At 69.0% G+C, this 25,658-nt stretch carries 19 protein-coding genes; 7 read left to right on the top strand and 12 right to left on the bottom strand.

The annotated features are described in order from the left end of the window. Positions 1-17: 17 nt before the first annotated feature. The 8 genes from KGQ19_RS07600 to KGQ19_RS07565 form a co-directional block, all read right to left on the bottom strand. The gene (locus KGQ19_RS07600; protein ID WP_212008373.1) at positions 18-1,097 is read right to left on the bottom strand and encodes a LacI family DNA-binding transcriptional regulator; all 1,080 of its coding nucleotides are present in this window, start codon (positions 1,095-1,097) and stop codon (positions 18-20) included. A 55-nt stretch (positions 1,098-1,152) separates the two neighbouring features. Continuing rightward, entirely contained in the window at positions 1,153-2,616 is a 1,464-nt protein-coding gene (locus tag KGQ19_RS07595) for a glycoside hydrolase family 1 protein (protein WP_212008372.1), read from the bottom strand. Between the two features lie 137 nt (positions 2,617-2,753). Beyond that, on the bottom strand, positions 2,754-4,466 hold the full coding sequence (locus KGQ19_RS07590) for an ABC transporter substrate-binding protein (protein WP_212008371.1): 1,713 nt from the start codon (positions 4,464-4,466) through the stop codon (positions 2,754-2,756). A gap of 303 nt (positions 4,467-4,769) precedes the next feature. Beyond that, on the bottom strand, positions 4,770-6,032 hold the full coding sequence (locus KGQ19_RS07585; RefSeq protein ID WP_230418320.1) for an ABC transporter ATP-binding protein: 1,263 nt from the start codon (positions 6,030-6,032) through the stop codon (positions 4,770-4,772). After that, positions 6,029-7,144 carry an ABC transporter ATP-binding protein gene (locus tag KGQ19_RS07580; RefSeq protein WP_212008370.1) on the bottom strand — a complete coding sequence of 372 codons (1,116 nt, stop codon included), beginning with the start codon at positions 7,142-7,144 and terminating at the stop codon, positions 6,029-6,031. The genes KGQ19_RS07585 and KGQ19_RS07580 overlap by 4 nt, the downstream gene beginning before the upstream one ends. Continuing rightward, the gene (locus tag KGQ19_RS07575; protein WP_212008369.1) at positions 7,144-8,163 is read right to left on the bottom strand and encodes an ABC transporter permease; all 1,020 of its coding nucleotides are present in this window, start codon (positions 8,161-8,163) and stop codon (positions 7,144-7,146) included. The genes KGQ19_RS07580 and KGQ19_RS07575 overlap by 1 nt, the downstream gene beginning before the upstream one ends. A 3-nt stretch (positions 8,164-8,166) precedes the next feature. Further along, entirely contained in the window at positions 8,167-9,153 is a 987-nt protein-coding gene (locus KGQ19_RS07570) for an ABC transporter permease (RefSeq protein WP_212008368.1), read from the bottom strand. Between the two features lie 637 nt (positions 9,154-9,790). After that, positions 9,791-10,909 (bottom strand): porin PorA family protein, encoded by a 1,119-nt coding sequence (locus KGQ19_RS07565; RefSeq protein ID WP_212008367.1) that lies wholly within the window; start codon positions 10,907-10,909, stop codon positions 9,791-9,793. Between the two features lie 211 nt (positions 10,910-11,120). Here KGQ19_RS07565 and KGQ19_RS07560 point away from each other — a divergent pair, with 211 nt between their 5' ends. The 3 genes from KGQ19_RS07560 to KGQ19_RS07550 all read left to right on the top strand — a co-directional run bounded on the left by KGQ19_RS07560 (position 11,121) and on the right by KGQ19_RS07550 (position 13,339). Further along, positions 11,121-11,663, top strand: a complete 543-nt coding sequence (locus tag KGQ19_RS07560; RefSeq protein ID WP_212008366.1) for a SigE family RNA polymerase sigma factor — start codon at positions 11,121-11,123, stop codon at positions 11,661-11,663. Beyond that, a complete protein-coding gene (locus tag KGQ19_RS07555) occupies positions 11,660-12,463 on the top strand; it encodes a hypothetical protein (RefSeq protein WP_212008365.1) in 804 nt (267 codons plus the stop codon). The genes KGQ19_RS07560 and KGQ19_RS07555 overlap by 4 nt, the downstream gene beginning before the upstream one ends. A 303-nt stretch (positions 12,464-12,766) precedes the next feature. Continuing rightward, a complete protein-coding gene (locus tag KGQ19_RS07550) occupies positions 12,767-13,339 on the top strand; it encodes a hypothetical protein (protein WP_212008364.1) in 573 nt (190 codons plus the stop codon). Positions 13,340-13,491: 152 nt separating this feature from the next. Here the strand turns inward: KGQ19_RS07550 and KGQ19_RS07545 are convergent, their stop codons facing one another. Then, complete coding sequence (locus KGQ19_RS07545) at positions 13,492-16,881, bottom strand: LamG-like jellyroll fold domain-containing protein (protein WP_212008363.1); 3,390 nt, start codon at positions 16,879-16,881, stop codon at positions 13,492-13,494. A gap of 206 nt (positions 16,882-17,087) precedes the next feature. Between KGQ19_RS07545 and KGQ19_RS07540 the strand changes: the two genes are divergently transcribed. The 3 genes from KGQ19_RS07540 (at position 17,088) to KGQ19_RS07530 (ending at position 19,080) form a co-directional block, all read left to right on the top strand. Continuing rightward, positions 17,088-17,531 (top strand): ester cyclase, encoded by a 444-nt coding sequence (locus KGQ19_RS07540; protein ID WP_212008362.1) that lies wholly within the window; start codon positions 17,088-17,090, stop codon positions 17,529-17,531. A 14-nt stretch (positions 17,532-17,545) separates the two neighbouring features. Next, positions 17,546-18,304, top strand: coding sequence for an SDR family NAD(P)-dependent oxidoreductase (locus tag KGQ19_RS07535; protein WP_212008361.1), 759 nt, complete (start codon positions 17,546-17,548; stop codon positions 18,302-18,304). Between the two features lie 149 nt (positions 18,305-18,453). Then, the gene (locus tag KGQ19_RS07530; protein WP_212008360.1) at positions 18,454-19,080 is read left to right on the top strand and encodes a TetR/AcrR family transcriptional regulator; all 627 of its coding nucleotides are present in this window, start codon (positions 18,454-18,456) and stop codon (positions 19,078-19,080) included. A 28-nt stretch (positions 19,081-19,108) separates the two neighbouring features. On the opposite strand, the gene KGQ19_RS50915 is transcribed toward KGQ19_RS07530, so the two are convergent. Together KGQ19_RS50915 and KGQ19_RS07520 are read right to left on the bottom strand one after the other, a co-directional pair. Continuing rightward, positions 19,109-19,360, bottom strand: a complete 252-nt coding sequence (locus KGQ19_RS50915; RefSeq protein WP_212008359.1) for an FAD-dependent monooxygenase — start codon at positions 19,358-19,360, stop codon at positions 19,109-19,111. Between the two features lie 485 nt (positions 19,361-19,845). Further along, positions 19,846-20,880, bottom strand: a complete 1,035-nt coding sequence (locus KGQ19_RS07520; RefSeq protein ID WP_212008358.1) for a LacI family DNA-binding transcriptional regulator — start codon at positions 20,878-20,880, stop codon at positions 19,846-19,848. Between the two features lie 159 nt (positions 20,881-21,039). On the opposite strand from KGQ19_RS07520, the gene KGQ19_RS07515 reads away from it, so the two are divergent. Continuing rightward, the gene (locus KGQ19_RS07515) at positions 21,040-23,718 is read left to right on the top strand and encodes a GH92 family glycosyl hydrolase (protein WP_212008357.1); all 2,679 of its coding nucleotides are present in this window, start codon (positions 21,040-21,042) and stop codon (positions 23,716-23,718) included. A gap of 165 nt (positions 23,719-23,883) precedes the next feature. On the opposite strand, the gene KGQ19_RS07510 is transcribed toward KGQ19_RS07515, so the two are convergent. Next, entirely contained in the window at positions 23,884-24,192 is a 309-nt protein-coding gene (locus KGQ19_RS07510) for a hypothetical protein (RefSeq protein WP_212008356.1), read from the bottom strand. Positions 24,193-25,658 lie beyond the last annotated feature (1,466 nt).

The raw sequence follows: 25,658 nt of genomic DNA, 5'->3' as shown, positions 1-25,658 counted from the left end.
ACCGGCGCCGCTCGACCTCACCCCGAAGCCCGCAGCACCAACCGGGTCGGCAGGATCGCCGGGCTCGGCAGGGGGCGGCCGGCGACCTGGGCCAGCAGCATGTCCACCATCGTGGCGGCCATCGCCTCGACCGGCTGGCTCACGGTGGACAGCGGGGGCTCGGTGAGCAGCGCGACGTCCAGGTCGTCGTAGCCGACGACGGCGACGTCCTCCGGGACCCGGCGCTCGTGCCGGCGCAGGGCCCGCAGCGCCCCGGCGGCCATCAGGTCGCTGGCGCAGAACACGGCGTCCAGGTCGGGGTGGTCGGCCAGCAACGCCAGCATCGCCTGTTCGCCGGAGGACTGGCTGAAGTCGCCGAAGGCGACGCGGTGGTCGGCCATCCGGGCGCCGAGGAGTTCTTCGCGGAAGCCGTCGAGGCGGTCGACGCCGGCCACCATGTCCGGGGGCCCGGCGATGGTGGCGATCCGCTGCCGCCCGATGGCCACCAGGTGCCGGACCGCCAGCCGCGCGCCGTGGACGTTGTCGACGTCCACATACGGCAGCTTGACGTCGCCGAGCGGCCGGGCCATCTGGACCACGGGGACGCCGGAGTCGTGCAGGATGCGCGGCAGCGGGTCCCCTTCGTGCAGCGACATCAGGAACACGCCGTCGACGTGCCCGCCGAGCAGGTACCCGGTCAGGCGCTGCCGCTCGTTGTCGGCGCGGACCATCATCAGGACCAGCTGGACGTCCCGCGCCGACAGCGCCACGCCCATCGACCGCACCATGGCCGCCAGCAGCGGATCGGTGAACACCTTCATCTCCGCCTCGCTGACCACCAGCGCCACCGAGCCGGTCCGGCGGGTCACCAGCGAGCGGGCCGCCCGGTTGGGCACGTAGCCCAGCCGGGCCACCGCGGCCTGGACCACGGCGCGCACCTCGTCGGAGACCTTGGGTGAGCCGTTGACGACCCGGGATACGGTGGCCCTGGAGACCCCCGCCTCGGCGGCCACGGTCTCCAGGGTGGGTGCCGAGGCCGAGGCCGGCTCCGGCCCGGGCACCACCGCTTCCGGCCCGGGCGCCACCGCCTTCGGGATTCCCCCGTCCTTGCCTGTCATGTGTTCGTAGTGCTCCTTGCGCGTCATGCCGACGGCCAAGCCGATACCGCCGGCGTCAGCCTTGAACGGCGTTGGCCTCGATGACGTCGGCGTACCAGTTCCCGCTGGCCTTCACCGTACGCCGCTGGGTCGCGAAGTCGACATGGACCACCCCGAAGCGCTTGGAGTAGCCGTATGCCCACTCGAAGTTGTCCAGCAGGGACCAGCAGAAGTAGCCGCGGACGTCGACACCGGCCTCGATGGCCTCGTGCACGGCGACCAGATGACTACGCAGGTACTCCACCCGCTGCGGGTCGCGCACCTCGCCGTCCGGACCGACGTAGTCGTGGAACGCGGCGCCGTTCTCGGTGATCGCCAGCGGGATCGGGCCGTAGTCGCGGTGGATGCGCAGCAGCAGGTCGCGCAGCCCGGAGGCGTCGATGGGCCAGCCCATCGCGGTCGGCTCGCCCGGCATCCGGATGAAACGCACCGATTCGCTGCCGACCCAGGGGGAGAAGTCGCTGGCCCCGTGGCCGTCCACGCCGGGCTCGGGGGCGTCGCCGACTATGGGAGCGCCGACGACCACCGGGTTGTAGTAGTTCACCCCGAGCAGGTCGACGGGGACGTGAATCGAGCTCAGATCGCCGTCCTGGACGAACGACCAGTCCGTGAGGTGCGCGGTGTCCTGCATCAGGTCCTCGGGATAGGAGCCGCGCAGGACCGGGTCGAGGAAGATCCGGTTCTGCAACGCGTCCACCCGCCGTGCGGCGTCCAGATCCGCCGGCTCCTGACTCAGGGGCCTGACTTCGGCGGGATTGACGGTCAGCGCGACGCGCGCGCCGGCCGGCAGGGACGCGCGCAACGCCTGGGTCCCGAGTCCGTGCGCCAGGTTGAGATGGTGCGCGGCGCGCAGGGCCACCTCCGGCTCGTGCCGCCCGGGCGCGTGCACGCCGGAGGCGTAGCCCAGGAACGCCGAGCACCACGGCTCGTTCAGCGTGGTCCACAGCTCGACCCGGTCACCGAGGCGGTCGGCGGCGACGGCCGCGTACTCGGCGAACCGTTCGCTGGTAGTCCGGCTCCCCCACCCGCCGGCGTCCTCGAGTTCTTGCGGAAGGTCCCAGTGATAGAGCGTGACCACCGGCTGCACGCCTTTAGCCAGCAGCTCGTCCACCAGGCGCGAGTAGAAGTCGAGCCCGGCGGGATTCGGCGCCCCCTGCCCGCCGGGCTGGACCCGGCTCCAGGACAAGGAGAAGCGGTAGGCGCCCAGGCCCAGGCCCGCCATGAGCGCGACGTCGTCGCGGAACCGGTGGTAGTGGTCGGCGGCGATGTCGCCGTTGTCGCCGTTGACGACCTTGCCGGGGACCCGGCTGAAGGTGTCCCAGATCGAGGCGGTGCGCCCGCCGTCGAAGGACGCGCCCTCGACCTGGTAGGCGGCGGTGGCCGCGCCCCACACGAAGTCGGTCGGGAACGCCCTGGCGCGGGCCCTCCGGCTGCCCGCGGACGACGTGTCACCGCTCACAGCCCGCGTACCTGTTCTCATTGTCAGACAACTCCTTGCGATAAACCTGGGCCGCCCTGCCGGGCCGCGGTGGTGATGTCCTGCTCGCCCGAGCGTCCCGGTCGGCCCGGCCCGACGGGGCCGCGCCGACCGGGACGCTCACGGTCTTCCGCCGGTGATCAGGGCTTCGGAGTGAGCTTGAGGATCAGGTACTCGTAGTCCTGGCTGCGCGGCGAGGGGTTGATGTACGGGTTGTCGCTGGTGGGCCAGCCGGTGAAGTTCGCCGTGCTGAACTCGTACCAGGCGGCTCCGTAAAGAACCGGGACGGCCGGCACGTCCGAGGAGAACACGCCCTGCAGCGTGTTGAGTGCCGTGGTCTGGTCGGCCGGGGAGGTCGCGCCCTCGTAGGCGGCGACCGCCGCGTCCGCCGCCGAACTCTGGTAGTGCCCGAAGTCACCGGCGGAGTTCTGTCCGGCCGGCGAGGCCAGGGTGGAGTCCAGGATGAACTGCAGGCGCTGGAACGGCGTGGTGCCCTGGCCCCAGTGCAGCGTGGCGTCATAGCTGCCGGTGGTGACCGCGGTGTTCCAGCTGTTGTAGTCGAAGGCGCCGTTGTCCTTGATGTCGAAGCCCACGCCGTTCAGCTGCTTGACCAGGGCCTCGGCGTCACACCAGTAGTCGGTGAAGGAGTTGGGGTCGATGATCGTGAACTTGATCGTGGCCCCGTTCTTGGCCCACTTGCCGGCGGAGTTCTTGGCGTAGCCGTCGGCGGTCAACAGGGAGCTGACGGCGTCCGGGTCCGGGCCGGGCTTCAGATCGTTGGTCTGCGCCGGGGCCAGCGATTTCTGGTCGATCGGCAGGGTCAGACCGCCGGAGGAAGTGGCCGGCAGCTCGTAGTTGGTCTCGCACTGGGTCGCCATCGAGGTGCGGTCCATCGCGGCGCTGATCGCCTTGCGCACCGCGACATCGGCCAGGGCCGGCGCGCTGGGGCTCTTCTCGTTCATGAGCAGGGCCACCGTGTTCGACGCCGGGAAGTACGGCGCCGTGGTCTGGAACAGGTGGTTGTCCTTGCTCTTGGCCACGAACGTGTTCAGCACGTCGTTGATGTCGTTGCCGGTCAGGTCGATGTCGCCGTTGGCCAGGGCGAGGGTCGCGGCGTTGTTGTCGGCGTAGGCCGGGAACGAGATCTTCTTCACGGCCGGCGCGCCGTCCCGGAAGCCGGTGTTCGCCTTGAGCGTGATGTTCTGCGGGGTGAACTTGTCCAGCAGATACGGCCCGGTCCCGACCGAGTCGGCGCCGGTGACGACGGCCTTGTCCGGGTTGGTGATCGCCGACCACTTGTGCTTGGGCACGATGATCTGGTTGGCGATGCCCTGGAAGTTGGCGGCCTGCGAGCTGGAGTAGTTCAGGACCACGGTGTTCGGGTCCGGGGTGGCGACGCTGTCCGGGATCGGCGTGCTGTCGGTGTTGGCCGCCTTGTAGTTCTTCAGCATGGTGAAGGTGAAGGCGACGTCGTCAGAGGTGAACGCCTGCCCGTCGCTCCACTTGACGCCCGGCTTCAGGGTGAAGGTGAGCGTCTTGTTGCCGTTGGACCACGTGTAGTTCGACGCCAGCCACGGGATCGGGGCCTGGGCCGAGTTCAGGGTGTTGAACTGGTACAGCGGCTCGTAGAACAACGAGCGCGCGTTCTCCTGGCTGAGGAAGGAGTTGCCGTCGAACGGGTTGAAGTCGTCGGTGAACGAGGCGACCGGCTTGTCCTCGACCACCAGCGTGCGAACCTTGCCGGAGCCGCTGCTCTTGTCCGACGAGTTACTACCCTTGCTGCTGCTACAGGCCGCCAGGCTGAGGCCGACGGCCGCGACCAGGGCTAGCCCTTTGATAGCTGTACGACGCATTGCGTACACTTCCCTAAAGATCCGGACCGGCGATGAGGCCGGCCTGTCCTGTTCTCGGACATGGGCGATAACTGTGGCTGTACGGGATGTGGAACGGGTCTGACTTCCCCTTCGCGCGAGTTGCCCCTCGAGCGAAGCCTGGCCGCCCGTCCCCCGGCGGGGGGCGGGCGGCGGTCGCCCTCGGACCCCCTTCACCGCTGTTGCTCTTCATGCGTTTCTCCTGTTGGTTGTCGTGCCTTGGTGCCTTGGTGCCTTGGTGCCTTGGTGCCTTAGTGCCTTAGTGCCTTCAGTGCCCTTAGTGCCTTAGTTCGCGTCTGTGGCTCCGTCCGCCGATTCCGCTTGCGCGGCAACGGTGGCGGCGGTGGCAGTGCCGATAGCAGGGCCGGTAGCGGTCGCACTCAGCGGTTCGCGCTGGTCGTCGTCGAGCTCTGATGCGTGCAGCCAGCACGCCGAGACGTGGTCCTCGCCCACCGGCCGCGGTTCCGGCGACCGGACCGCGCACACCTTCATCGCGAACGGGCAGCGCGGATGGAACCGGCAGCCGGCCGGCGGGTTCACCAGGCTCGGCGGCGCGCCCCGGCCGCGCAGCACCGGGGTCTCGGCGCGCGCCGGGTCGGGCGCGGCACTGAGCAGCAGCTGGGTGTAGGGGTGGGCGGGGTTGTCGGTGATCTGGGTGGCCGGCCCGGACTCCACGACCTGGCCGGCGTACATCACCACGATGCAGTCGGCGAGGTAGCGCGCCGAGGCGATGTCGTGGGTGACGTACATCGTGGCCAGGTTCTCGCCGGAGCGCAGATCGTCCAGCAGGTTGAGCACCCCGAGCCGGATCGACACGTCGAGCATCGAGACCGGCTCGTCGGCCAGCAGGACCCGCGGTCCCACCGCCAGGCCGCGGGCGATCGCGACCCGCTGGCGCTGACCGCCGGACAGTTCGTGCGGGTACTTGTCGAGGTAGTCCTGAGCCGGAGTGAGCGAGACGCGTTCCAGCAGCTGCCGCATCCGCTCGGCCCGTTCGGCACGGCCCAGCTTGGTGTGCAGCTTGAGCGGACGCTCCAGGTGGTAGCGCACGGTGTGCACCGAGTTCAGGGACGAAAACGGGTCCTGCAACACCAGGTGCACGCTGCTGGTGTACTTGCGCCGCGCCCGCGCCCCGGTGCCGACCGGTTCGCCGTCCAGCAGGACCTGGCCGCCTGTGGGCTTGATCAGACCGGTCAGCAGCCGGGCCAGCGTCGACTTCCCGCTGCCGCTCTCGCCGACCACCGCGGTGACCGTGCCGGCCGGCAACACCATGGAGATGTCCTCCACCGCGTGCACCACCTGGCCCCGGCCGATTCCGCTGTGCATCGGGAAGTGCTTGACCAGACCGCGGGCCTCCAGCGCCGGGATTCCGGGACGCCGGGGACCGTGCACCACCTTGGACGGCGAAGCGGGTTCGGTGGGTTCGGCACGCTCGGCGGACTCAGCACTCTTACTGTGTTCGGCGCGCTCAGCCGACTCGGCGGCCTCGGCCGGCTCAGTGCCGCCGACCGGCTCGGCGGATTCGGACTCGGCGGATTCGGCGGTCATGAAGTGCTCCTGGACAGATCGCCGGGGCGGGGCGCCGGAGGCGAGGCGAGCAGTGGGAAGGCGCGGCCCAGCGGCTCGGGCGGATCCTGCCGGCCGTCGTGAAGCCAGCAGGCCGTGACCCGGTCGCCGCCCTCGCCGCCCACACCGCCGTCATCGGTCAGCCGGGTCAACGGCGGCTCCTGGGTACGGCAGCGGTCCATCGCGTACGGGCAGCGCGGGTGGAACTTGCAGCCGTCCGGCATCGCGGCCAGCGACGGCGGCGAGCCCGGGATGCCCTCCATCCGCACCCGCTCGCCGTGCAGGCTCGGGAACGAGCTCAGCAGGCCGAGGCTGTAGGGGTGGCGCGGCGCGTGGAACAGCTCCGCGGCCCTGGCCCGCTCGACGATCCGCCCGGCGTACATGATGGCGATGGAGTCCGCGAGCTCGATCAGCAGCGAGAGGTCGTGGGTGATGAAGATGACCGCGAAGCCCAGCTTGTCCCGCAGCGCCATCAGCTCTTCGAGGATCTCGCGCTGGGTGACCACGTCCAGCGCGGTCGTCGGCTCGTCCATGATGACGATCTGCGGCTGCAGGATCAGCGCCATCGCGATCATCACGCGCTGGCGCATGCCGCCGGACAGTTCGTGCGGATAGCTGCGCAGCCGGTCGGCGTTGATACCGACCATCCGCAACATCTCCACCGCCCGCGCCCGCCGCTGTTCGGCGGACATCTCCGGCCGGTGGACCCGCAGCACATCAGTGAGCTGGTTCTCGACCCGGGCCACCGGGTTCAGCGCGTGCATCGCGCTCTGGAACACCACGGCTATCTCCGACCACCGGTAGCGCCGCAGCTGGTGCCCGTCGGCGGCCAGCAGGTCCACCTCGGTGACCTCGCCGGTCTCGGCCGACCGCGAGTGGAACACGACGTCGCCGCCGGTGATCACGCCGGGCGCGCGCAGCAGCCGGGTCAGCGCGTAGGCGAGCGTGGACTTGCCCGAACCGCTCTCCCCCGCGATCCCCAGGACCTCGCCCCGGCGCAGCACCAGATCGGCGTCGGTCACGGCACGGACCGCCTCCGCGCCCAGGCCGTAGTCGACACACAAGCCGCGGACTTCCAGGACCGGATCGGCCATCAGCTCTCTCCTTCCAGGACCGGCGCCGCTGTATCAGGACTCGATGGGGCGTGCGGCCGTGCGGCCCGCACCACCGGTGTCAGCCCCAACTGGAACCGCACGCCGCGGCGGCTGCCCTTGCGGGACCGGACCCGCGGGTTGACGATCTCGTCGATGCCGAAGTTCAGCAGCGCCAGCCCGATGCCCAGCAGCGCCACGCACAAGGCCGGCGGCGCGTACCACCACCAGTCGTTGGAGATCATCGCGCTGGCCCCCTGGGCGTTCTGGATCATCGTGCCCCAGGACGCCTGCGCCGGGTTGATGATGCCGAGGATGGACAGCACGACGTAGATCCCGATGCCGTAGATGACGGTGAAGATGAAGGACGAGGCCAGGATCGGCAGCAGGTTGGGCAGGATCTCGGACACGATGATCCGTGGCCGGCGCTCGCCGATGATCCGCGCCGACTCCACATAGTCCTGGTCGCGCAGCGCGAGCGTCTGCGCGCGCAACACCCGGGCGCCGTACGCCCAGGCCGTCAGGGCTATGACAGACCCGATCAGGATCGGGTTGTCGGTGTCCCCGGCGGGCAGCGGCTTCATCACGACCATGAGGATCAGCAGGCCCGGCAGGGCCAGGAAGATGTTGGCGATGATGGACAGCACGTCGTCGACGAGCCCGCCCATGTAGCCGGCCGTCACCCCGAACAGGATCGACAGGATGCTGGCGACGATGCCGGCGACGAACGCGATGACCATCGTCGAGCGGCCGCCGGAGAGCACCTGCGAGAGGATGTCGTGCTGCTGGCGGTCCGTACCGAGCCAGAACTTCGCCGACGGCGGCTGCGCGAAGGCGCTGGAGTTGCTGGCCTGCCAGCTCGCCGAGTGCGGGGCCAGGGTCGGACCGAAGATGGCGATGAAGACGAAGAACGCGAGGATCGCGGCACCCACGACGATCTTCGGTGACTTGGTGACGCGGGACTTGCGCCGTCTGGCGCGGTTCCCGGCGGGCTCTGCGGTGGCGACACCCACGACGGACATGGTTCAGGCCTCCCGGCGGGCGCGCGGGTCGAGGATCACATAGACGATGTCGGCCAGGAAGTTAACGGCCAGCACCGCGAAGGTGACGCACAGCAGGATGCCCTGCATGAGCGGATAGTCGGCGTCGAGCGTGGCGTTGTTGATCGCCAGGCCCAGGCCCGGATAGCTGAAGACGATCTCGGTGACGATCGAGCCGGTCACGATCAGGCTGACCGACAGGGCCAGCGAGGAGATGGACGGCAGGATCGCGTTACGCGCCGCCACCCACACCACGCGCCAGCGGGGCAGCCCCTTGGCCGCGGCGACCAGGACGTAGTCCTCGTCCATCGTCGTGATCATCACGTTGCGCATGCCGATGATCCAGCCGGCTATCGAGGCCAGGACGATCGTCAGGACCGGCAGGACGCCGTGGTCCGCCACGCTGCCGATGAAGCCGGTGTTCCACCCCGGTGTGACCGTCGAGTCCCGGGTGATGTCGTACCCGCCGGCCAACGGGAACCACTGCCACAGGTAGCCCATCGTCATCAGCAGCAGGAACGCCAGGATGTAGTACGGGATCGCCTGGAAGAAGGTCGCGACCGGCAACAGCGTGTCGAGCAGGCCGCCGCGGCGCCAGCCGGCGAGCACCCCCAGGAACGTGCCGAGCACGAAGGCGATGACCGTGGCGGTCCCGATCAGCCCGATGGTCCACGGCAGGTCCGCGCCCAGGACGTCGGTCACCGGGACCGACTTGCTGGTCGAGGTGCCCAGATCGCCGTGCAGCAGGTTGCTGATATAGGTCGCGTACTGGGACATCAGGCCTTTGCCGCCGGAACCGTATTCGGCCTCCAGCGCGTGCAGCTCGTCCGGCGTGATCGGCGCGGACCGGATGGAGCTGAGCACCGCCTGCAAGGCGCTGCCGGGGAGCATGCGGGGCAGGAAGAAGTTGAGCGTCACGGCCGACCAGGCGGCGAGAACGTAGAACGCGAGCCTGCGCAGAATGGCTCTCACAGCACGCACCCCCTTCTTCTCGCCCGCGACGTCGTCGCCGGAATACGAATCATGAGACTGCCTACGTTTCGGGGACCGCGCGCTGGACTCGGACGGGGTGGCACGGACGGCGGCCGGGTGGGACTCGCGATGGTGCTCTCGCCTTGCGGAATGCCGGTACCGTAACCGAAAGAGAGCGCTCTCACAAGGCTCCAGGAGCCGTTACCCAGGCGTTACCAGCTGCCGTCGGACCGCCTCCCACGCCCCGTTGATCTTGGCTTCAGGAGGCTGATGTGCGGTCATCCACCTGGAACGCACAGGTGGACGCCATGATCGAGGTTCCGGCGGCGATGCCGGCGCTCCCACCGCGCGGCGGGCCGCCCGCCCGAAATGCGTGAGAGCGCTCTCTTGAGATTGGCCGCGGACCCCGCGGCAGACTCACCGGGTACGCCCCCTGCGACGATCTCGCCGATCAGGATGCCGCGACGGCGGCGCGGGATTCGCGGATCACGAGCCGGGTGGGCACGAGCAGCGGTCCGGCCGCACGCCGCTCCGGGGGCGGGTGGCATAGCTGCTTTCCTCTGTGTACTCACCGGAAACGACGTGCTCGGGCCGGATCGGCGTGCCCGTCCTGGCTATCTCGAAGCGATGTGCCGCTTCACTCTTCCTTGGTAGTCGGTTCGGAGGTCTCGGGGCTAGCTTCGCCCGCTTCGCCGACACTGCCTGTATCGGTAGGACCAGCCGCACCGGCCGCACCGCCGCTCGCGGTGTCGGCCGAGTCGGCGGTCCGGGGGCGCCGGCCCGCCAGCACCGCGCCGACGAGCAGCGCCAAGGCGAGGACCGCCAGGGCCAGGGGCGCGACAATACCCTCCCACAGCACCTTCGACTGGTCGTCCTTGGACTGCTTGACCGCGTCCGCGATCCCGGCCGGCGACATCTTGGTGTCCACGTCCAGCACCGCCGTCAGCGGCACCGTTCCCAGCTTCGTCTTCATCTGCGCGGTCACCGTCTGGTGGGCGTCGGCGTCGACGGTGGTGCCGCTGAGCTGGTCCACCCACATCGTGGTCGTCGTCGAGGACGTGTAGGTCAGCGGCACCAACACGCTGTCCCCGCCCGGCGGCAGCAGCGCCGCCAGCGCGCCCTGCATGGCCGGGGCCATCGTCGCGGCGAGGCCCTTGAGCACCGAGACCGGCACCGCCGGCGGCAGTTGCGCCAGTGTGGCCGGGTCCTTCTCCGCCCCGGAGGCGTCCACGGTGAACACGTAGGTGGAACGGCCGACGTGGCTTTCGCTGCGCACGTACTTGGCAGTGGCCTGCGTACCGGTCGCCCCGTCCCACCACGGGTAGTCGTGCTTGTCGGGCGAGAACGCGAAACCGACCGCCAGGCCCTGGTGGGCGTCGGCGGTGACGCCGGCCGGCGCGGCGGCGGGCATCAGGGTTTTGCGGTCGACGGCCCACGTCGAGGCGGGGTTGCCGAGCACACCGCCGGCGCCGTTGATCGCGGTGACGTCCGACAGCACCGCGACGTTTCCGTGCATGCCGATCGCCTTCACGGTCTCCACCGCCGTGAACGGCGAGTTCTTGACGAACGCGTTCGCCAGATCACCGCCGGCGACCGCGTGCTGGTCGAGATACGAGGCGGTCCCGGCGTAGCGGGTGACGGTGTTCTGGTCGCTCTGGACGCGCTCGGCGTCCGGCACCAGCTTGAACCGGATCACCCCGGCGACGGCGGCGCACACGATGGCGCCGGCGGTGAATACGAGAACTGATTTACGCATATTTGTCTATTCCTGACACGCCCGGGGACAGGGTGAACCGCGAAAACCGGCGCTGTGACCGTCGTCACAGCGAGCCGTGTCCGGAAGGGTAGCCCCAGCTACCTGTCGGTAGGAAGAGGCAGCTGAACAATTCTCACGTTCATGATCGCCAGCCGAGGGGACAACCTTTCCCGCCCTGTCCCGCATCGTGCGAAAGTGAAGGGGGGTCGGCATGCCCAACACACAAGATTCGCCCGATGACGGCTTCGACCGCTTCATGGCCGAACGGTGGCCGCGCGTCGTCCGTTCGGCGTTCCTGCTCACCGGCAACCAGCACGACGCCGAGGACCTGGCGCAGGCGGCGTTCGAGCTGGCGTGCGCCGCGTGGGGAAGAGTACGGCGCGCGGACAACCCGGACGCGTATCTGCACCGCGTCCTCGTGAACTGCCATCGCGGACGGTTCCGCAAGCGCCGGGTGATCGAGAATCCGGTAGCCGTGCTGCCCGAAGGGCTGCAACTCGTCGGGGACCACACGGAGGCGCACGGCGAACGCGACGCCCTGATGGCGGTGCTGAACGACCTCGCGCCCCGGCAACGGGCCGTCATAGTCCTGCGTTACTACGAGGACCTCACCGAAGCTCAGACCGCTGACATCCTCCGGTGCTCGGTCGGGACCGTCAAAAGCCAGACGGCCAAGGCGCTGGCCCGGCTGCGGAAGAACGGCCGGCTCGCAGAATTCGCGCAGACGTCCAAGAACCAGAAGGGAGCCGCGTGACCATGTACGACACCATCGACGACGACACCGAGCCGGACACCGACGCGCTGCGGTCGGGGCTGCGGACCCGGGCCGATCTCGTCACGGTCTCCGTGCCGCCGATCCCGGCGGTTCGGCAGCGCGCACGGCAGCGCCGGACCCGGCGCCGGATGGTTCAGGCGCTGTCGGGCATCGCCGCCGCGAGCGCGGTGGTCGGCGGTGCCCTGGTCTGGGCGCCGGGGCGGGACGGCGGCGACGGCGCCCCGACGACGACACCTTGGCCGACGCCTTCGCCTTCGCCTTCGCTTTCCCTTTCCCCTTCGCTGGCTACGTCGACGGCGGACTACCTGCGAGCCACGGATCTAGGCGCCGGATGGACCGGTCCGGTCGGCGCCACGCCAAGCCCGCAGCTGGACATGGGCGGCGCGTGCGAGCAGGAGGGCGTCTTCCACCCGCAGATACCGGTGGCACCCGCTGTGGACTACCTCTACACCTCCTCGCCGCCCGGGAAACCGGCCATCGAGATGTTCGAAGCCGTCTACACCTTCGCCCCGGGCACCGGGCGCGCGGTCATGAACCGGGTGAACGCAGCCCTCGGGGTCTTCTGCGAGCAACCAGAGGCCGTCAGAACGCTGGACACGCCGACCGTCGCCGACGATTCGATCGGTTACACGACCGGGGGAAACAACTGCTACATCCTCGTCCGAAGCGGCGACCGGGTGGCCTCGGCGGTCGTCCCCGTCATGCCCGGCGGCGCGGAAGAGACGGGGTGGATCGATCTGGTGACGGCACAGATGGGCAAGCGCTTGACCGGTGGCTGAGCCGGCTGAGCCGACTGAGGTGCGGGCCGGGCGCGACGAGCCGCTGATCCCCCCACCAGCGCCGCCGGGCGTGGCCCGTCGGGCGCCCGAGACAACTGCTTCCATGGCCGTCGGCCGCCGGAGTATCACGCCTTGACCTGGGAAGTCCCAGGCCCTAGATTCCCGCTGATCTGTTCGATCTCAGAGGGTGGGGGAACCGTGGCCAAGTGCCCGGAATGCCGCATCGCGCCATGGCGCGCTGCGGATGGATCGTGTCGTTACTGCGAACGCGCCAAGGCCCGGGTATCCCCGGGCCGGGTATCGATGGACGGCGCGCTGAAGGTCTTCGTCGGCGGGACCGTGGTGGCGAACACGGTGGTCTTCGGCGCCCGGGCCGTGCTCTATGCGCTCAGCTACCTCGCGGTCGGCGATCTACAGAATGGCGACCTCACCGCGATCGACAAGATCAACACGTATCACACGTGGATGACGATCGACTGGTGGGCCACCGTGGTCAGCGCATTCGTGCTCGTACGGCTCCAGCATCGGTGGGTGAATGCCGGAAACGCCAACGCGCTGACCCGACCCGACGTCGGCCTGAGTTGGTTCCGCACTGCGCCGAGCAGCAAGACCTTCCAGCGTTGGCAGTGGGCACAGCTCTTCGGCTACCTCTCGATCATCTTTCTGAACATCGCGTTCCGCAACGCCGCCAGCAACGACGGTCAGTTGCGGGCCTGGGCTGTTCTCGAGGTCATGCTGTGCTCGGTGGTCATCGCCGCCTCGATCGGCACGACGGTCGAGGCGAGGCGAATGACCGCGGAACTGCTGGAGCGGGTTGACTTCTCGGAGCAAGCCGCGCGGACGGCGCGGGTCACCGAGCCAGACCCGATCGCTTGACCTCGGATACGTGGCGGCCGACGTCGAGTACTGACGAGTGCGGCGCAACCCCTGTTCGTGACGCGCCGGCGGTCTGGCCGGCGCGTCACGAACAGAGCCGGCTGCCACTGGGCCGGCCTGACCGCGGATGAGTCAGCCTGACCGCGGGTGGATCAGCCGAGCGCGGACACCTGAGCGGCCGTGAGGGCCGTCGGGAAGATCTGGACGTCGTCCAGGCCTCCCGGCCAGAAATCCGTTTGCTGCGCACCGAATTTGCCGCGCCCTATGACCAGCGGGCCGGCCGCCAGGTCCGCCGGTGCGACGGTCGTCGTGCCGGCGAGCGCGCCGTTGACGTAGATGGACATGGTGTTGGCTCCCCCGTCCCGGACCCCGACGATGTGGTACCAGGTGCCGGTCGTCGGGGACCCGCCGTTCGCACCGCTGCTGCCGACCGCGCGGGCGTTGGCATTGCTGAACGCGAACCGGTCGTCGGCGGAGTCGTACTGCAGGAAGAACACGCTGTTCACCGTGCCGTCCTCGCTGACCGCGGTGGCGAACGCGCCCTTCTTACTCAGGTTGACCCACGCCGCGACGCTGTAGCTCTGGCCGCTGTTGAGCAGCGGTCCCTGGGTCTGAGCGTACTGATCGGTTCCGTTCAGCTGGAGCCCGCCGCCGTTCGGCCCGGACGTTTCCCAGGCCCCGCCGTTCGGCAGGCTCGCGTCGTCGCCGTTGCCGGACGTGTCCTTGGCGACGGTCCCGGAACCGTCGGCCAGCGGCCAGTGCCCTGCTTTGCTGACGACGTTCTGGCCGCAGTCACCGGCGGTGCTCCCGGCCGCGATCACCTTGGCGTTGGCCGCCGCTACCTGGGAGACGTCCATCTTCGACACCCGGCGGTCGTAGGTCCACAGCCCGTTGACCTCGCCCTCCACGTCGGTCAACTGGGTGTATACGCCCCCTGAGAGCTGACACTGGGCCTCTTCGCTGAGCGCATCGGCGGTCTGCACGAACTTCTGGGTGAGCTGCGCGCTGTCGGCGGCCCCGGCGTAGTTGATGAAGCCCTGGTCCCAGTCGTGGGCCGGGATCGCCAGCCCCCAGCCGCCGTGCTCGCCGTCGATGGCGGGCCGGTTGTCCGCGTTGTCGGGCTGCGGGTCGGCCGGGCCGGTGTAGGTGTGCCAGTCGACGACGTTGCCGGCGCCGGTGTCGGTGTTCACGCTGCCGCAGCAGTTGAAGCCCGACTCGGCGTCGACGAGCCGGCTCGGGTCGTCGGTGTGCACCTGCGCGGCGGCGGTCTTGACCTCGCTGACCGCGTTGGACACGGTGTTCCGGTCCAGGCCCCAGCCCTCGTTGTAGGGCTCCCAGGAGATGATCGACGTCTCCCCGCGCAGGTCCTGGACCATCTGGTGCAGCTGGGACCGGAACGCGGTGTCGTCCGCCGGGGTCGGGGTGTACCCGGAGTTCATCGACGGCATGTCCTGGAGCACGAGCATCCCGGTGGTGTCGGCGTCGTAGTACCAGCGCGCCGGCTCGACCTTGATGTGCTTGCGGATCGCGTTGAAGCCCATCGCCTTGGTCTCGGTGATGTCCCACTTCAGGGCGGCGTCGGTCGGTGCGGTGTAGATCCCGTCCGGCCAGAAGCCCTGGTCGAGGGTCGCGTCGACGAAGGTCGGACGGCCGTTCAGCAGGATCTTGCTGACCCCGTTCACCTTCCCGACGCTCACCGTGCGCTCGCCGAAGTACGAGCCGACCACGTCCGGCAAGGACCCGTCAGCCAGCGCCACCGTCGCGTGATACAGGAACGGATCCGACGGCGACCACAGGTGCGGGTTGGCCAGCGGGATGGTGAACGGGGTGTTCGCCGTCCCGGTGCCCACGGCCACGATCCGCCCGCCGTCGGTGATGGCCACGACGACGCGCCCGCCGGCCGAAGTACTGCTGACCGCGTCCACGGTCACCGAGGCGTTCGCGGTGCTCGGCGCGTTCGGCAGGTTCGGCGTGAACACCACCTGGTCCAGACGCTTGGCCGGGGCCGGCTCCATCCACACGGTCTGCCAGATGCCGCTGGAGGCGGTATAGAAGATCCCTGATGGATCAAGCTGCTGCTTGCCCTGGGGCTGGTTGGGCGCGTCGGTGTTGGTGACCCCCACGGTGATCTGTTGCGGGCCGAAACCCTTCAACGCGGCGGTGATGTCGGCGCTGAACGGCAGATAGCCGCCGGTGTGCGTGGCCACCTGGACGTTGTTCACCCAGACCGTCGTCTGGTAGTCGACCGCGCCGAAGTTGAGCACGACCCGCTGGCCGTCGCTGCGCCACGAAGCCGGGACGGTGAACGTGCGCCGGTAGAAGGAGTAGTCGTAGTGCTGCTGGACGCCGGACAGTTCCGACTCCATCGGATACGGCACGACGATCGATCCGGTCAGGTGCGCGTTGCTCGCCGGCGGCTTCTGGACGTCGGTCGCGCCGGTGCTCTCGGGCAACCCCTCGAAGCCCCACTTGCCGTTGAGGGACTGCCACCGCTGGCGCGTCATCTGCGGGCGCGGGTAGTCCGGGAGCGGGTTGTTCGGGTCGACCTGCGATGCCCACGGCGTGGTCATGTTCGCCGTCGAGGTGTTCGCCAGACCGCTGTAGAACAGCGGGACGGCCGTGCCGTCGGCGTAAGCGGCGCCGCCGGTACCGTCATAGCCGACGGTGAGGTCGGTCCAGGTCTTATAGAGCGGGCCACCGAGGGTGACCACGAGCGTCGCCGGATCGCTGGGGTCCAGCGCCGCCGAGGAGATCGGGAACCCGCCGACACTCAGGTGACTGGTCGCCGCCGACGGCCAGGCGGCCAACGGCTTGCTGAACGTCATCCGGACCCGCGTGCCGTCGCTGGAGAGCGAGGCGTCGGTCAGGGTCGGTATGTAACCAGGCGGCAACGTGAAGGCCGAGGCGGGGACCGGGGTCATCGACTGGCCGGGCGGGGCCCAGGACAGCTGCGCGGACGCGCCGCCGTAGTCCTGGAAGTACTGCGCCTGCAAGGCGTGCTCGCCCGCGGTGAGGTTCACGGTGGCGGTGATCGGGACGTCCCAGTCGTCGACCCAGTGGTTGATGACGGAGCTGCCGTCGATCGTCATCCGGAAGCCGTTGTCCCCGTACCACTGGAAGGTGTAGCTGCCGGTGGTCGGCACGTGGATGACGCCGCTCCACTGGATCCCGGCGTCAGTGCTCCCGCCGGTGAACTGCTGGAGGCGGGGCAGGAGGTTCGAGAAGTCGATGTCGGGGTCGACGATGGTGTTCTTCACCGGCCCCAGAGTCCAGTCGCTGCCTCCGGGGGTGCCTGTGGCAGGGCCGTATTGGGCTTCGAGGCCTGGGTATTCGGTGGTTGACGCGGTGGTTGATGCCGCGGTCGATGCGGTGGTTGATGCCGCGGTCGATGCGGCGGAACGCAGGGTGCTGCTGCCGGCATCGGCCGCGGCAGCCGTCGGCAGACACAGGCCGGCGACGACGGCGAGGGCCGCGAGCACGGCCGACAGACGCAGGGGACGACGGGGTGGCTTGCGGCGTGGCTGATGACGAGGGCTGGACATCAGGCAGTTCCTTCCGAGCCGGGACAGCTGGAGTTCGGATCGGCGTCTGTTGGAGCCTGTTCGGCTTTACAACGTTGTATAGGACGTCAGCGAACAACTTCCAACACAAGCCGTCAAGAACTCTTTACCGAGTCTTGACTCGGCCCGGCGGCGATGGCAGAGTGAAGTAAACGGTACAGTAGAGTTTACTTCACCAAGGAGCCATCATGTCCGCGAACACCGCGTCCACGAACAACCGCAGCGCGATCGAAGCCGTCGCGCGCCGCTTCTACCAGGCCATCGAGACCGGCGACGAGGCCACAGTCGACCAGACCCTCGCCGTCGGCTGGGAATGCGTCCCGCCCCTGCGCCACGGCACCGGGCCCGAGGGTTACAAGCAGCTGATCGACGGGCTGCGCAAGGCGTTCCCGGACATGGCCGTCACCGTGGAGGACGTCCTGGTCGACGGGGACAAGGTCGCCGTGCGCACGCTCGCCCGCGGCACGCACAGCGCCGAGCTCATGGGCATCCCGGCCACCGGTCGGCCGGCCGAGTACCGGGCCTGCGACATCCACCGGGTGGCCGACGGCCGGATCGTGCAGTCCTGGCACCTGGAGGACTTCTTCGGGCTCCTCGGGCAGCTCGGCGCCACCTTCAGCGCGAACGCTTGAGACGGAGTCCTGAGATGAGTCTTAGCGGGAAGACCGCCGTCGTCACCGGAGCGGGCCGAGGCATCGGGCTCGCGTACTGCCGACGGCTGGCGGCCGACGGCGCCAATGTCGTCGCGCTCGACGTCAACGATCCGGCCGAAGCCCTCGCCGCGCTGACCGGCCCCGGTGAAAAGGTCGGCCAGGTGTGCGACCTCGCCCGGCCGGAGCAGATCGAGGCGGCCGCGGCGGCGGTGCTCGAACGCTTCGGACGCTGCGACATCCTGGTCAACAACGCCGCGATCTTCCCGACCACCGATCTGGAGACGGTCACCCTCCAGGTGTGGCGGAGAGTCCAGGCGGTCAACGTCGAGGCGATGCTGCTGCTCGCCCAGGCGTTCGTCCCGGGCATGAAGGCCGCCGGCTGGGGCCGCATCGTCAACACCGGCTCGGCCAACACCCTGCTGCAAACACGTGACCTGGCGTATGTCACCAGCAAGGGCACCGTACACGCGCTCACCCGCGCACTGGCCAACGAGCTCGGCGAGAGTGGGATCACGGTCAACGCGATCGCGCCGAGCGTCGTGGCCACCGAGGGCTTCGCCGGGCGTTCCCGGGCCGCCGGGTCGAGCGCCCAGGACGTCCTGGCCCGGGTCTCGTCCATGCAGACGATCAAACGGGCCTCGGTGCCCGACGATCTCGGCGACGCCCTCGGCTTCCTGGTCTCCGACGCCGCCGGTTTCATCACCGGCCAGGTCCTGCACGTCGACGGGGGGCTGACCAGAACCGGGGCCTGAGGCAGGACCTGAGTTCTTCAGGCCTGAGACCTGGGACTCGCACGCGGATCGGTGGGCCTGCCCGCGGCAGGCCCACCGTTTATGCTGCTGCAAACGCCGGCGATCAGATCGTCGCCGCGGCTCCGAGGATCATCACAGGAAGGCGAACCATGGCGCGCAGGGGTGCGGAACTGCGGGAGCACATCCTGTGGACCGCCAAGGACGTGTTCATCGAGGAGGGCTTCGAGCGCACCTCGATGGACGTCGTCGCCGCCCGGGCCGAGACCTCCAAGCGCTCCCTGTACGCGCACTTCCCCAGCAAGGACGTACTGTTCCAGTCGGTCCTGGAGCTCGTACGGGAGCTCTACCTCGGCCGACTGAAGACCCCCGCCGACTACGGCGACGATCCGGCCGAGGCGGTCGTGGCATTCTGCGGCCGCTTCCTCCAGCTCCAGCTGTGGACCGCGGCGCTGCGCACCTTCCGGCTCGGGGTCGCCGAGGCCGAACGACGGCCCGACGCCGCCGCCCTGTACCACGAAGCGATCTTCGACATCCCGCAGCAGCGGCTCGCGGCCTATATCGCCGACCGCTACCAGGCCGACGCCGAGACCGCGCAGGAGGCTGCGAAACTGCTGTTCGGCCGTGCCGTCTACCCCGAGCTGGTGGGCGCCCTGTTCGGGTGCAGGACACCGCTGGCCGTGCGGCCGGAAGAGGAAACGCTCGCGGCGGACGTGGACCTCGAGCCGCTGCGTGTCGCCGTCGCGCGCTTGCTGCCGTCGGCTCCCGCGCACCGCTGAGGGCACTCCCCCGCCGCGCCGCCGACGATCAGTTCTCGTACACACTCCGCACCGCCGATCGTCGATCGTCGTCGTAGTGGCGGTAGGTGCCGATCGAGGAGAAAACCTTCTCGAGGTGCTCCAGACCGAGAGTCTGGAACGCCCACATCGTCTCGTCGTCGACATATGTCGCGCGCGGACGGGCCATCGGCATCCGGCCCCGGTCGATGACGGCGACCCGCAGACCCTCCAACTCCAGAAAGCGGGTGAGCGCCAGACCTGTTGTCCCACAACCGATCACGGCGACATCGACATTGGTATCGACATTGCCATCGGTTTCGATATCGGCGTCGCCGTCTACGGCGAACTCCCGCTCGTTCCCGCCGCCCAGAACCTGCGCGTGGGCCGCCGCGTTCGCCAGGGCCGAGCCCCGGATCGCGTTGTCGAGGCGGTAGACGTCCGCGACGAGCGCCTCCCAGTGCCCGGTTACCGTCCGCGTCCCACTGGAACGGCAGCCGCTTCAACTCCCAGTCCGACCCGGCCTGCTCGGCATGCCGGAGTGCGGCCTTGACGATCTCCCGCTGCTGCGCCTTCTCCCGCGGCCGACCCGCCGGACAGCCCAGCGGGAAGTCCAGGAACGAGGCACGAGAGGCCCTCACCTCGTTTTCGGGCCCCGACTTCGGAACAACTCATTTAGGTTGAGGGGACAAGGCTGCCGGGCAGGAACCAGCACCCGACAGCCAAGCCGACCAACCCGGCCCGGTCAAGCCCGACCGGGCCGGGCGCTCAACCGCCGCGCACCGGCGTCGACCCGGCCGCCATCCCGGCCGCCATCCCGCCCGATCCCCGATCGATGAACCGGGTCGCCAGCACCACCGAGCGCGGAGCCGCGTCGTCGCCGTCGATCCGGCCGAAGAGGAGCTGAGCGGCGGTGCGGCCGAGGGCCGCAGGGTCCTGACTCACTACCGAAATCGGCGGATCCAGTTTGTCCGCCAGCACGAAGTCGTCGAAGCCGACCAAACCGAAGCGGCGGGAGGCCCCGGCTTCCACCGCGCCGAGGGTGATCAGGTCGTTGCCGCTGAAGAACGCGGTCGGCGGGTTGGGACCGGCCATCATCTCGCCGATCGCGGCGGCGGCCTGGCGATGGCCGCGCAGGCCGTGGCGGATCAGAACGGGATCGACTTCCAGGCGGGCCTTCGTGATCGCTTCGGTGTAGCCGACGAAGCGTTCGTTCTGCGTCCAGATCTCCTGACGGTCGCCGAGGTAGGCGATGCGGGTGTGGCCGCGGTCCAGCAGGTGCCGGACGGCGGTCGCGGTGCCGGCCCGGTTGTCGACGGCGATGCAGTCCACGTCCAGGCCGGTGGCCGGGCGGTCGACGCAGACCACCTTCACCCCCCGCGTCATCTGCGCGCGGAAGAAGGCCCGGTTCCCGCCGGTGGGGACCAGGACCAGACCGTCGACTTGGCGGGCGCTGAAAGCCGAGACCACGTCGCGTTCCCGGCGGGGGTCGTCGTTGGTACTACCTACCAGAACCAGGAAGCCGCGGCGGTACGCTTCGTCCTCCACCGAGCGTGCAAGTGCGGAAAAGAAGGGGTTGGCCAGGTCGTCGACGACCAAGCCGATGGTGCGTGAGTCCTGGGCCTTGCGCCGAAGGTTGCGGGCGATGTCGTTGCGCTGATATCCCAGTCCCCTGATTGCTTCTTCGACCCGAGCCGCGGTCTGCGGGGCCACGCCTGCCTCGCCGGCCACCACCCGCGAGACCGTCATCAGCGACACGCCCGCGGCCTTGGCCACGTCCTTCATCGTGGGCCTGGCTGCCATCCCATCCCCCTAGTTCAGCTGGTTAACGTTACCATCCATGCCTCGGCAATGTGCGCCGCCGACAGGCTTTGTCAGTGGCCGGAGAGTTCCGGCCTTCTGTGAACGTTCACAATCCGCGTCAATCCTCGAATACGCCAACACCTCGAGAGAAGAGACACCGTGACCGATCCATCCCACTCCAGGCGCAGGAAACTACGCCTCAGCTCCCTGATATCCAGCGGTGCCCTGGTGGCCGCGGCCACCCTGGGCACCACCGGGCTGTCAGCGGGCGCCGCACACGCCGGCTCGCACCCCGCCTTCGTCGCCGATCCGGCCTCGACGGTCAGCACGCTGCTGATGACCTCCGCCGGCGGCAACGACTTCCCGGGTGCGGACACGCCGTTCGGCATGGTTCAGTGGAGCCCGGACTCGGCGACCGACCGCACCCCCGGCGGCGGCTACGACTACACCGACACCCAGACCCGGGGCTTCTCGCTGACCCACATGTCCGGCCCCGGCTGCAACGCCATGGGCGACCTGCCGGTGCTGCCGCTGACCGGCGCCCTGCCCTCCGGCAACCCGGAGACGGTCTACGAGCCCCTCGACCACAGCAGCGAGGTCGGCCAGGCCGGCTACTACACGGTGAAGACCGGCACCACCCCGGTGCAGACCGAACTGACCACCACCGCGCACACCGGCATGGCCCGCTTCACGTTCCCGGCCACCAACCAGGCCGACCTGCTGATGAAGCTGCTGGACAGCGAGAACGGCACCACCGGCTCCAGCGTGCAGCTGGTCGGGAACAACGAAGTAGTCGGCACCGTGGACTCCGGCGGGTTCTGCACCCAGCCCGGCCCCTACACGCTGCACTTCGACATGGTCTTCGACCAGCCCTTCACCGCGGCCTCGCAGATCGTCACCGAGTCCGGCCAGCCCGGCCCGAACTCGGTGTTCCTGCAGTTCGACGCGAGCGTCCACCAGGTGGTGCAGGCCAAGGTCGGGATCTCCTTCGTCAGCGCCGCGAACGCCTCGGCGAACCTGGCGGCCGAGAACCCGGGCTTCGACTTCGACGCCACCCACGCCGCTGCGCACAACGCGTGGAACGCCCTGCTGGGCAAGGTCCAGATAGCCGGCGGCACGACCGCGCAACAGCAGTTGTTCTACTCCACGCTCTACCACGTGATGCTGCACCCGAACACGGTGACCGACGTCAACGGCCAGTACATGGGCTTCGACAACGCCGTGCACACCGCGCCACCGGGCCACGCGCAGTACGACCAGTTCTCGGGCTGGGACGTCTACAAGGGGCAGACCCAACTCGAGGCGATGCTCGACCCGTCAGTCGCCTCGGACCACGCGCAGTCCCTGGTCAACGACTACACCCAGGGCGGGCTCTTCCCGCAGTGGGGCTTCATGAACTCCTACAACTGGACCATGGACGGCGACCCGGCCGTCGCCGCGATCGCCAACTACTACGCCTTCGGCGGCACGGACTTCGACACCTCGACCGCGTTGTCGGACATGGTCACCGAGGCCTCGACGACCAACCACGTGCGCCCCGGCAACGCGCTGGAGGACACCTACGGCTACCTGCCATCCGACCTCTACACCAGCGCGCTGGGCTGCTGCCACGTCCGGGACTCGGCCTCCAGCCTGATCGAGTACGACAACGCCGACTTCGCGCTGTCCCGGTTCGCCAAGTCCATGGGCGACCGGTCCGACGCCACCAAGTTCACCGCCCAGGCCAACAACTGGAAGAACATCTTCAACCCGGCCAACAACCTGCTGAACCCCAGGGAGAGCAACGGGACCTTCGACCCCATCACCCCCGACACCACGACCGGCTTCACCGAGGCCACGGCCGCGCAGAACCGCTTCGACGTCGGCTTCGACCAGCCGGCGCTGGCCGCCCTCTACGGCGGGAACAGCGTGATCAACGCCGACCTGGACTACTACTTCCCGACCGCCGCCAACGCCAAGCCCGACCAGGCGAGCCTGTCCAATGAGGTGGACCTGGGCACGCCCTGGTTCTACGACTGGACCGGCGAGCCCTCGCACACCCAGTCGGTGGTGAACCGGATCGAGAACCTGCTGTATCAGGACTCTCCCGGCGGCTTCCCGAACAACGACGACCTGGGCGCGGAGTCCGCGCAGTACGTCTGGGGCGCGCTGGGCATGTACCCGGTCACCCCCGGCAGCGCGGACCTGGCGTTCAACAGCCCGCTGTTCACGCAGATCGCCATCCACCTGGACTCCGGCAAGACCATCGCCATCAACGCCCCGGCCGCCTCGGCGAGCAACTACTACGTGCAGTCGCTCACCGTCAACGGCACGGCCAGCACCCACACCTGGCTGCCGGCCGCGACCTGGAAGTCCGGCGTCACGCTGGACTTCACCCTCGGCTCCACGCCGTCGAACTGGGGCACCGGGGCCGGCGACGCGCCGCCGTCGTACGACACCAGCACCGTGCCCGGCACCGGCCCGCTCACGTCGGGCATCGCCGGCAAGTGCGCGCAGGACAGCGACTTCGGCACCACCGACGGGACCAAGATTCAGCTCAGCACCTGCGACGGCTCGTTCGCGCAGAAGTTCACCCCGAACTCCGACGGCGGTCTGGAGATCATGGGCGGCTGCCTGGACGTCGCCCAGGGTGGCACCGCGGACGGGACGCTGGTACAGCGGAACGCCTGCAGCCGAACGGGATCGCAGGTATGGCTGCCGCTGCCCGACGGGGAGTTGCTGAACCTGCCGTCCGGCAAGTGTCTGGACGATCCGAACGGCACCACGACGGACGGGACGCAGTTGCAGATCTCCACGTGCGACAACGCGCCGAGGCAGATGTGGACGTTGCCGTCATGATGTCGCCGTCATGATGTTGGCGGCGTGATCGCGATCAGGGGCCTGGTTCGGCTGAACCAGGCCCCTGATGCCTCCCCCCAGGGAGCGCGTTGGCGGTTGTCCGCGTTCTGCGTTGATGCGGTGATGACGCTATCTGGGACGAGATAAGGATCCTGTTTATCGCGCTTACGGCGGCGAGCCGTGGCTGCCGTCGCACTGGGGGACGTTGCCGTAGGCGCCGTTGTTGACGCCGCCGTGCGCGTTCACCGCGTTGCCCCGGCCCCGCTTCTGGTTGTCGGCTTCGGTCCAGCCCCACCAGTTGTTGTAGTACTGGCCATGAGTCACGGTGCTGCCCTGGGCCTGGCAGATCACCCAGTTCGTGCCCTGCGGAAGGTAGCCGACGGTGCCGCCGTTGACGACCGGCGAGCCTCCGCTGTAGCCGTTGCCCGATGCGTCGAAACCACACCTGACCCCGGCGCCCTGTGGCGTCGACACCGAGCCGCTGCACGGGACCGCGGTGGGAGCGGGAGCCTGCTCGTTGTCGAAGGCGGCGGTACGACGACGCTGGTGTGCGTGACTGGCGGCAGCTGCGAGGTGCTGGCGTGCCCGGCCGGGGCGCTCGACGAGGCCGACGTGTGGGCGGTCGACGAGGGCTGCCCTTGACCGGTCGGGGCGCCTTGGGTAGGTGCCGATCCGCCTGCCGAGCTGGTGCTGCTCCCGGCCGGTGGGGCGCCGTTGGAGGTCGGCAGCGGGTCGCCGGGCTTGGTGGCGGCACCGCCTGGAAGATCGCCGTCGCCCTTGCCGGACGCGCTCTGGGAGGCTGCCGCGTTCGTGCTGCCGATGAGGAGGGCGGGCTTCTTGCGGCGCTCGGGGAGTTGCTCGGTGTCGCCTGAGTGCATGGCGGGTGGAGTTAGCTGAGGGCTGGAGTTTGTGAGCCGGGTCGCTGTTGAGCTGTGGGCTTAAAATGCATTTTACGGCCTTCGGTTATAGGTGTGCCGGTTCGGGGTTCGGGTCGGCGAGTCTGTGTGTCGGCTGCCGGTTTCCGCGTTCACAACCCCGCCCCACCTCAGGCCTCTTCAACTCCAGTAAGCCAGCGCAAGGTCAAACCCATGGTGAAGGGCCGGGCCTCCGGCGGGCCTCGGCAACCTCAGGGAAACTAGCGCGGTTCCCTCGGGTGGCCGATCTAGTCTCAGCGGCGGCGGTTCCTGAGGTGGCTACGGTCCGTTCCCCTCGGTCGCGTCGGCAGCCCGGGGGGTACAGCACCGGTGTCCGGGGGTAAAGTCCGCGCGCTTGCGGACCTGCAGGTAGGCGGCGGTTTCGCACGGCGCGAACTTGACCCCCGGCCACCGGCACTGTAGGCGAAGCCCTGCCGACGCGACCGAGGGGAACGAACCGAAAACCAGCCGGAAGAATAGCAATCGCAGGGACCAACAACGCAGGTCGGCGATGCGGCTGCCGGTGAGGCTGCGGGCGGCGGGCCGGTGGTCAGTTGGTCGAGAACATGCCCGGGCGCCGTGTGCGGTAACGGACCGGCTGCGCTCATCACAGCAGCCAGCCCACCGGCCACCGGCCACCGACTACCGACATCCTCTGGCAGGTCTCACCCTCCGCCAGCAGCAGCCTGGCGGCCAGGCCAATCAGCTATCCAGCAGACTTCATCTTGGTGGCGGCGGCCGGGTCTATCTACCCATCCGGCGGCGGCCATCTCGGCGGCCACGCGAGCCCACACCTGCAGCCGCACCCGCCAGCCCAGAATGCGCACCCTGCGACTGTCGCGATGCCAGCATCCTGAACCGGCGGCCGAACTCGCCGAGCCGCCGGTACCGAACCCCCCGTTTTGTATTTCTCCGGCTGGTTTTCGGTTCGTTCCCCTCGGTCGCGTCGGCAGGGCTTCGCCTACAGTGCCGGTGGCCGGGGGTCAAGTTCGCGCCGTGCGAAACCGCCGCCTACCTGCATGTCCG

The sequence above is a fragment of the Catenulispora pinistramenti genome (genome assembly GCF_018274385.1).
Taxonomy (GTDB): Bacteria; Actinomycetota; Actinomycetes; order Streptomycetales; family Catenulisporaceae; genus Catenulispora; species Catenulispora pinistramenti.
Note: the sequence above shows the minus strand (reverse complement) of the source record. Positions and strands in the feature narration are given on the sequence as shown.